Origin of the sequence: Pedobacter sp. (assembly GCF_035317785.1) — a bacterium.
In the GTDB taxonomy this organism is placed as follows: Bacteria; Bacteroidota; Bacteroidia; order Sphingobacteriales; family Sphingobacteriaceae; genus Pedobacter.
Window position 1 is genome coordinate 1 of record NZ_DATHGC010000297.1, and the last position, 8397, is coordinate 8397.

Below are 8397 nucleotides of genomic sequence, written 5' to 3' on the forward strand. Positions count from 1 at the left end.
ACATGAGTCCCCACCTGCTCAATCTGCCAGCCCGATACCCTGTTGTTGGCTCTGGCCAGGTCAAAAAGTATCTGTCTGCCCGTGTTGTTCTGATATTCATATTTATGGTACCCACATCTCAATGTTGAGGTCAGGCTTACATTTACCTTATAATCATCCAGGTATACCTGGTAAAAACCCGGAGCAGAATTTTCTTTTTTATGCGAAAAGGTTGAGCCAAATTTACTGCCCTTATTGAGGGCAAGGTTTTTATTTCCATCACCAGATACTGGTAAAAGAGGAATATTACAAAGGTTCCAGTGCCCCTTATTGGTATGGGTAAAACCATAAATTACCGAATCTTCATATTCATAACCAGCACCTGAACCGTACTCCGTGATCGGGCTCAGCTGCACCATCGCATTGGGCATAGAACTTCCCGGGAATGTCAGTCCCGCCCATGACCTCCAGCCCTTAGGCAACTCATAACCCAGTATTTTAGGATCAGTAAGCGGAAAAGTGCCGATAAAAGTGTTTACATATTTGCTATAGCCCGTGGTCTGGCTTTTAGCTGCAGTTGATGCAAGCATTGCCATTAGCGCAAAGCTTAAAATTGATTTAATGTGGTTTCTCATTTTCCTTACGTTTGTGTGGTAAGGTAAATGTAGAAAATTGATGAGATAACCTGGTACAGGCTACGCGGGTAAACACTGTCTGCAACTTCATTGTTACTTATGCCGGTGCCTTATACGTGTTTATCTTGCAAAATAACCGTCTTCGTCATTTTGGCTACTACAAACCGTAATATGAACACTTTCAGCAGCTGGCTTCTGCTGACTTTTGTATCATAACATTAAAACAAAAAGAAAATGAAAAAGACAATCTTCATCACAGGCGCATCTTCAGGCTTAGGAAAAGCTGCTGCCAAATTATTTCAAAGTAACGGCTGGAACGTTATCGCTACAATGCGGAACCCCGCCAAAGAAACAGAACTGAATACATTGGAAAATGTAACCTTACTGCCATTGGACGTTACCAATGTCGAGCAAATTCAGCACACGGTGAAAGAAGCATTCGCACAGCATGCTATTGATGTGGTGTTAAACAATGCCGGTTATGGTTTGGTAGGGGCACTTGAAGCCTTTTCTGATGAGCAGCTGGTGAAACAAATTGATACCAATTTACTGGGTGTGATCCGCGTTACCCAGGCTTTTGTGCCTTATTTCAGGGAAAAGAAAAGCGGCCTGTTCCTTACCACAACTTCAATCGGCGGCCTGCTGACTTTCCCAATGGATTCTATTTACCATGCGACCAAATGGGCACTCGAAGGCTGGAGCGAAGGCATGTCCTATGAACTCGGCCTTCATAACATCGGCATCAAAACCATCGCACCGGGCGGCATTAAAACCAATTTTGCGGGGGATGCACTAGACGTTGCCCGTCATCCTGCCTATGAAGAGGGGCTGGAAAAATTATTTGGCCTGATGAGTCCGGACAATTTTGAGCCCGTGGAACTGATTGCCGACGTAATATATGAAGCTGCTACTGATGGCAAGGACCAGCTGCGTTATGTTGCCGGAGAATTTGCCAATCAGCTGTATGCAAGACGTCTGGAGATTGGTACCGAAGCAGCGGTGAAAGAGATGAATAAAATGGTGTTTGGAGAATTAGTAAATGAATAAATTAGCAAAATGAAGAAAGAAGCCAACAGCCTTTTAAGAATAGATTCTATTTCAGAGCTGCACCGGATGCTTGGGTTGCCCAAACCCCTGCATCCGCTGATCAGCCTTGTCGACAACTCCACAATGGTGATGGATGAGGCCTATCTCAAAAGCTCCTTTGTGTTTAACTTCTATAAGATCTCTTATAAGAAGACACTGAAAGGCGTTTTTGGTTACGGACAGGGCTATTATGATTTTGATGAGGGCGGCATGATATTTACTGCCCCTAATCAATTGATCTCCATTATTGGCGAGGACACCGAGTATGAAGGTTTTTCATTGCTGATCCACCCTGACTTTATCAGAAACTACCCTATGGGTAAAAACATAAAGTCGTACGGATTTTTCTCCTATGAGGCCAATGAAGCGCTGCACCTCTCTGACAAAGAAAAGACGACCATTTTGGGTGTTTTGGATAATATCCAGCAGGAACTGACCGGAACTATTGACGATTTTAGCCAGGACCTGATGATTTCTTATATCGAGGTGCTGCTGAATTATAGTAATCGCTTTTATAAAAGGCAATTCATTACCCGCAAAGCGGTAAACCATGATTTGCTGAAGCAGATGGAGGAAGTGCTGAGTGATTATTTTGATAAAGAAGAATCGCTGAATAAAGGTTTGCTTACCGTGGAATACCTGGCACAGCAGTTAAATCTTTCTCCAAGGTATTTAAGCGACATGCTCCGTTCGCTGACCGGGCAAAATGCCCAGCAGCACATACACGAAAAAATGATAGAAAAAGCCAAGGAATATCTGTCCACTTCCCACCTAACAGTAGCAGAAATAGCCTATCAACTCGGTTTCGAACATCCGCAATCCTTCAATAAAACATTTAAAAGGAAAACAAATGTAACACCGCTGGAATTCAGGGCCTCGTTCAATTAGAACATCAGTAAACAAAAAGGCCGTTATTCAGAACGCCGCCTGACTTGATATAAATAGGTTTAATCAATATATTTGTTCTATGAGAATGACATTAATGCTTTAATATAAATTCCCCTGGCCTTCCAGCCATCAGTCTTATTGACTTATTTGCCCGTCAGGGCAATGACTATCTATTGTCTGAACATTTATATTAATCATCATGAACGAAATCTTAAATCAAGAACAAATACAATCATTTATTACAGACGGCTTCATCCGAATCGACAACGCCTTTTCTGCAGAAATTGCCAGCGAAGCAAGAAATATCCTTTGGAAAGACATCCCCGCAAACCCTAACGACAGCAGCACCTGGACACAACCCGTGGTCTGGCTGGGCATGTATACACAGGAGCCATTCACCAAAGCCGCCAATACGTTAATCCTTCATGGAGCATTCGATCAGCTTGTCGGCAAAGGCAAATGGATTCCCTGCATGAGCATGGGTGCTTTCCCTGTCCGCTTCCCGTCACCAATTGATTCGGGAGATACAGGCTGGCATGTAGATGCCGGTTTTGCCGGAGCCGACCCAAATGACTATTTCGGCGCACGCATTAACGCAAGATCAAAAGGCCGGGCCCTGCTGATGCTTTTTCTTTTTTCCGATGTCAGCGAACTGGATGCCCCAACGATAATTCTGAAGGGATCCCATCTCGACGTTGCCAGGCTGTTAAAACCTGCAGGAGATGCCGGGCTGTCATTTATGGAACTTGCAGAAAAGCTGCCTGAACTCGCTGAAAAAGCCGCTGGACTATCAGAAAAAAAAGAAGTATCCGCGACCGGAAAAGCAGGAACAGTATACCTCTGTCACCCTTTTCTGGCGCACAGGGCGCAGCGACATCAGGGAACAGAACCCCGTTTTCTCGCTCAGCCCCCATTACTCCTCAGAAGTAATTTTGAAACAGAAGGCAGGGAACAATATTGCCCGGTTGAAGCAGCCATCAGGCTTGGCCTGAATGCATAACCATTAAAAACGGAGATGTTCAAGGGACGTAATACAATCCCTTTGAACGTCTTTAATCATTATTCCAGATACACCTACCGGCTCTCTTTGTTCCGCCCGTTAATCCCCAAATAATACTGCTTCCCCTTCTCATCCAATTTCTCCACTGCATACCGCAGCATTTCCCTTGGCATCGATCCCGCATAGGTATCCAAAAACTCAATCAACACCAGTTTATCCTTTTTGCCCGCCTCCCGGATCCAGCTCCCAACAGCTTTTTGAATGAGATCATGCGGATCATGTACCAGTAATTCAGCGATCTTAAAAGTATCAGACAAATCATTCTGCCTGATAAAAAAATACGTGCTTACAATTGCCGTCCTACGCTCCCAAACATTACCGGACTTAGCAAGCCGGTATAAAATCTCCCTGGGTTTATCAAACAGATAACCGCCAACCACATAAGGAGCGCTCCTGTCCACCAAATCCCAGTTGTCTATCCTGTCGTGTCGCCTGATATAAAGATCAAACAGTTCTTTTTTTCTTGTCGCTGTCGTCTTTTTATCCCGCGCCTGAAAATCCATAATACTCACCGCACCCATCCTCACCTCATAATATTCACTCTGGAGCAATACCTCAATCTCAGCCAATGACATCTCCATGAAAGCTTTTGCCAAATCAAAAATAGCCGACATACGGATGCCTAAAAACTTACTATCCGGTTTTTTATCTCTAAAAAACCGTTCCACATTCTTAAGTTCCGCAGCAGACTTTAAAAGTGACAGTTGCGATATAAATTCTTTAGCAGTCGGTTCATTCATGTTCAGGCATGATTTAGCATTCAAATCTCTAATCTAGAATAAGATATGCAGAAAAACAATTTACGTCCAGTACCGAACATCCGGCTGTTCAGTTCCGTACATTCCAATTCACCAAATCAGCTTTAAAAGTCTCCAGAAGCGCCATTTTTATTTGGCATCCCGTTGGTATATTGCATCACATGGAAAAGCTAAGTTTCAAAATTGCCTGGAGGAACCTCTGGAAAAACAAAGGATTCACACTCATCAACCTTGGTGGATTGGCAGTTGGCCTAGCCGCCTCACTCCTGCTCTTGCTCTATGTCGCCAGCGAATGGCAGTTCAACACACAGTTTAATGACGCGCAGAACGTATATGAGGTGAAGGTCAACCATCTCGACAATTTAAATAGCATTAAAGGCACTGGTGATCACACACCCAATGCACTTGCACGAACAATGAAAGCAGAACTCGCAGGGATCAAAGATGCTGCGATGATCACCTGGCCTACCAAGACACTCCTTGTATATGGAGATAAAAGCATCAAGATGGAGAACCGTTTTGCGGAGCCCGACATCCTTAAGATTTTATCCTATAAATTTGTAAGCGGTAGTGCTGAGACCGCGTTCAAACGGCCAAATTCCATCGTTTTAACCCAAAGTGCCGCCAGGAGGCTGTTTGGGAATGCTACGGCAATAAACAAAGGGATTAAATTTATGAATTTTGCAGCGTTAACGGTAACGGGAGTAATTGAAGATATGCCTGAAAACCTGGACTATCAATTTGAAAGCCTGGTGTCACTAAATGAAAATCAAGGTGTATTTCTCAAAGATGCGCAATGGCAAAACTATTCATTTTATACCTTATTAACCTTAAATAAAGGAGTAAATGCGGATAATTTTAATGCCGGATTTAGAAAATTCCTCAAAACACACAACAGTATTGCAACCGCTGAGCCTTTTATATACCCGCTTTTGAAGAGTCATTTGTACGGCGAATTTAAAAACGGGCTGCCTGATGGCGGCAGGATCCAGCAGGTGAAGATCTTCATCGGTTTGGCATTGGGAATATTGGTCATTGCCTGTATCAATTTTATGAACCTGGCCACGGCAAGGGCTGGTAAAAGGGCAAGGGAAGTAGGCATCAAGAAAGCAATAGGTGCAACCAGAACGTCCTTAATGCTGCAATTCCTGTTAGAATCCATGATGATGGTACTGATAAGCCTGGTGCTGGCCATCCTGATCATTGAACTTTCCCTGCCAATATTTAATAGCTTACTGAATACCCATCTTCACCTACGCTCACTGAGTGTAGACAGTTGGCTGCTGGTACTCCTTGGAGTATTTGTCACAGGTATCATTGCGGGCAGTTATCCTGCGTTTTACCTTTCTTCTTTTGAGCCTGTAAATACATTAAAGGGAACGGCAATAGTAAAAGGGAGCCGCTCTTCTGTCAGCTTACGACAAGCATTGGTGGTTATGCAATTCAGTTTCGCCGTTCTTTTAATTACAGGTACAATAGTGGTTTACAACCAGCTTCAACTGATAAAAAACCGGCCCATAGGTTATAACAATAACGCCTTGATTGAAATGCCTATGGAAGGTATGCTCTTCCAGAAATACGATGTTTTAAAAGCCCGTCTGCTACAATCCGGAGCTGTAAAAGCCATGTGTAAAACTACAGCCAGCATTTCGACCAGAAACTCCACCACCAGCGGACTGGAATGGAAAGGCATGTCTCCGGCTGACAAAAGCATAGATTTTAACCAGATCTTCACCACCAGCGATTTTGCCGCGACCACTGGCATCAATATGATCATAGGTGAAGATTTTAGCGAAAATAAGGCCTCTGACACCGCCGGAATACTGCTGAACAAAACTGCGGTCAAAGCCATGAACCTGCAGCAGCCAATAGGTGCAACTGTTGTATATGGCAAAATAAAAAGAACCGTTATCGGGGTTTTTGACGACATCATCTGGGCTGACCCAACTAAAAAGGAAATGCCAATGATCATTCTTTGGGCGGCATTCATACCTGATGTGATCACCATGCGTTTAAATCCGCAAATACCAGCTGATGAAGCCTTGAACAGAATTAATAAGATCACGAAGGAATTGAACCCGGTGTATCCGGTTGAGCTCACGTTTGTAGACAGCCTTTATCAAACTAAATTCGAAAGAGAGCGTACTTTATCCATTCTTTCCAATCTTTTTGGTGGCTTATCGATCTTTATTTCCTGCCTGGGGCTTCTCGGCCTCTCAGCCTATAGTGCCGAATTGCGCACAAAAGAGATCGGCATTAGAAAAGTCCTTGGTGCCAGCCATGCCAGCATTGTCAATTTGCTGAGCTGGAACTTCGTAAAAATGGTATTGATTGCCATCGGCATCGGCCTCCCGATCAGCTATTACCTGATGAATATCTGGCTTTCCAAATTTGATTTCCGAACGGAGATCACCGGATTCATGATGTTAAGCTCCGCCGGATTCATCATCCTGATCGCCTACCTGACCGTCAGCTATCAGGCCATAAGAGCTGCTTCCGCCGACCCAATAAAAGCAATCAAATATGAGTAGTGCTCAAATCACACTTTATCCTCTTTATGCGCTTCAGGCTTTATCTCAGAATTGATGATCTCCTTTTCGAATTTCTTTTTGTCTTTCTGATTCCTGCGGATGATCCAGACAATCAGAATGATCACCAGCAGTAATACAGCGGCTACAATTAAATAGTTCATTTCCATGTCAATAAAATTAATTGTCTCACAAAATTAAGTTTCTAATCTCCAATTAAAGACACAATTGCAGTTTTAATAAGATGGTAATCATTTGTTAACATAAAAAGCCTTCCGGTACTATACAATTGGCTACCATCGTTAACACTGGTTCGGGGCTTCTTCGGGTAATTTCAAATGCCCGAAAACGAACCATTTGCTTCAGTAACGGACAATTATTGCACACTTTTAATCGTAACATTCATTCCCGGGTTCAGCGGGGATGGCACTTCCAGAGTGATCACATCACCCACTATTTTGACCTTGTATAATTGTGAATGTACACTCTCGGTATAGCGAAGGAGCATTTCAAGTGTGTCATCATCTTTCCAGGTATATGCACCTGCTACCTTAAAGGCTGGCAAGCCCTTTAGACTTCCTTTTGAGCCGAAAGTCAATGACGGGCCATGCCTGGTGGTCTGTCCTTTAGCCCAATATCCTGATCCAAAACTAAGATCATGGGATGAAGCATCAGTTTTCAATTTAAGCATGCAAAGATCACCTTTGAATTCCAGGGAAACACTTTGGATCTTCAATGAATTGGGCTCCATGATAAATGTTTTGCCAGAGATAGCCTTAGCAGAACTGCCATTTGCTGTTTTTGGAGGAAGTGACAATGCAAGCGCAGTTAGTTTTGATTTCAAGGCAGTTTGTGCCGGCCGGTCTTCTTTAAGCTTGCCTGCCTTCATTGCGGGCAACAGGTGGTCCCACACGAGGTTGAGCTCTGCCTGCATATCCGGTGCGTTTGCAGTCAGCGCGACCACGGCATCCTGGTCCGGCATGACGACAATAAATTGCCCCATAGCGCCGTCCGCCCTGTAGGCATTGTTACGGCATCGCCAGAAGAAATAACCATAACCCTGTGCCCAGTCACTCGTCGGCTTTTGAGCTTCCGAAACATAAGATGGCGGCTGGCCTATCTGTATTTTAGTAGCTTCAGCTATCCATTCCGCCGAAAGTACTTGCCTGCCTTTCCATTTACCCTTTTGCAGAAACAGCTGGCCAAATTTCGCCATCGATTCAATGTTCAGCCTCAATCCATAACCACCGACGTTTATTCCCTGGGGATTTGTTTCATAATCAGCTTCTTTAATGTCCAGGGGAATAAATAAACGGGGCTTCAGATAATCGATGAGTTTTTGGCCGGTCACTTTTTGTATAATAGCTGACAATAGAAACGGGCCTAAGTTGTTGTATAGGAATTTGCTGCCCGGTTTATTGACAACGGGGCCCGCCAGCGCAGGTTTGACCCAGTTGTTGGCG

Annotated in this window: 7 protein-coding genes and 1 pseudogene; 4 read left to right on the forward strand and 4 right to left on the reverse strand. The window is 44.0% G+C overall.

What is annotated here, in order from left to right; genetic code table 11:
• A pseudogene (locus tag VK541_RS18620) lies at positions 1-614 on the reverse strand (glycoside hydrolase family 92 protein); the annotation flags it as partial.
• A 234-nt stretch (positions 615-848) separates the two neighbouring features.
• On the opposite strand from VK541_RS18620, the gene VK541_RS18625 reads away from it, so the two are divergent.
• The 3 genes from VK541_RS18625 to VK541_RS18635 all read left to right on the forward strand — a co-directional run bounded on the left by VK541_RS18625 (position 849) and on the right by VK541_RS18635 (position 3588).
• Complete coding sequence (locus VK541_RS18625; protein ID WP_324371897.1) at positions 849-1661, forward strand: SDR family oxidoreductase; 813 nt, start codon at positions 849-851, stop codon at positions 1659-1661.
• 9 nt (positions 1662-1670) lie between these two features.
• Positions 1671-2588: a helix-turn-helix transcriptional regulator gene (locus VK541_RS18630; protein WP_324371899.1), complete on the forward strand. Its 918-nt coding sequence runs from the start codon at positions 1671-1673 to the stop codon at positions 2586-2588.
• 199 nt (positions 2589-2787) lie between these two features.
• Positions 2788-3588: a phytanoyl-CoA dioxygenase family protein gene (locus tag VK541_RS18635; protein ID WP_324371900.1), complete on the forward strand. Its 801-nt coding sequence runs from the start codon at positions 2788-2790 to the stop codon at positions 3586-3588.
• A 74-nt stretch (positions 3589-3662) separates the two neighbouring features.
• Here the strand turns inward: VK541_RS18635 and VK541_RS18640 are convergent, their stop codons facing one another.
• Positions 3663-4388 carry a DNA alkylation repair protein gene (locus tag VK541_RS18640; RefSeq protein WP_324371901.1) on the reverse strand — a complete coding sequence of 242 codons (726 nt, stop codon included), beginning with the start codon at positions 4386-4388 and terminating at the stop codon, positions 3663-3665.
• A 179-nt stretch (positions 4389-4567) separates the two neighbouring features.
• Between VK541_RS18640 and VK541_RS18645 the strand changes: the two genes are divergently transcribed.
• The gene (locus VK541_RS18645; protein WP_324371902.1) at positions 4568-6937 is read left to right on the forward strand and encodes an ABC transporter permease; all 2370 of its coding nucleotides are present in this window, start codon (positions 4568-4570) and stop codon (positions 6935-6937) included.
• An 8-nt stretch (positions 6938-6945) separates the two neighbouring features.
• Here VK541_RS18645 and VK541_RS18650 read toward each other — a convergent pair whose 3' ends face one another.
• Positions 6946-7098: a hypothetical protein gene (locus VK541_RS18650; protein ID WP_324371903.1), complete on the reverse strand. Its 153-nt coding sequence runs from the start codon at positions 7096-7098 to the stop codon at positions 6946-6948.
• Between the two features lie 212 nt (positions 7099-7310).
• On the reverse strand, positions 7311-8397 hold a 1087-nt coding region (locus VK541_RS18655), incomplete at its 5' end, for a serine hydrolase (protein ID WP_324371904.1).

Excerpts from the sequence above, each read along its gene's own strand:
- VK541_RS18625 (WP_324371897.1), top strand. The coding sequence starts at position 849 with ATGAAAAAGACAATCTTCATCACAGGCGCATCTTCAGGCTTAGGAAAA.
- VK541_RS18630 (WP_324371899.1), top strand. The coding sequence starts at position 1,671 with ATGAAGAAAGAAGCCAACAGCCTTTTAAGAATAGATTCTATTTCAGAG.
- VK541_RS18635 (WP_324371900.1), top strand. The coding sequence starts at position 2,788 with ATGAACGAAATCTTAAATCAAGAACAAATACAATCATTTATTACAGAC.
- VK541_RS18640 (WP_324371901.1), bottom strand. The coding sequence starts at position 4,388 with ATGAATGAACCGACTGCTAAAGAATTTATATCGCAACTGTCACTTTTA.
- VK541_RS18645 (WP_324371902.1), top strand. The coding sequence starts at position 4,568 with ATGGAAAAGCTAAGTTTCAAAATTGCCTGGAGGAACCTCTGGAAAAAC.
- VK541_RS18650 (WP_324371903.1), bottom strand. The coding sequence starts at position 7,098 with ATGAACTATTTAATTGTAGCCGCTGTATTACTGCTGGTGATCATTCTG.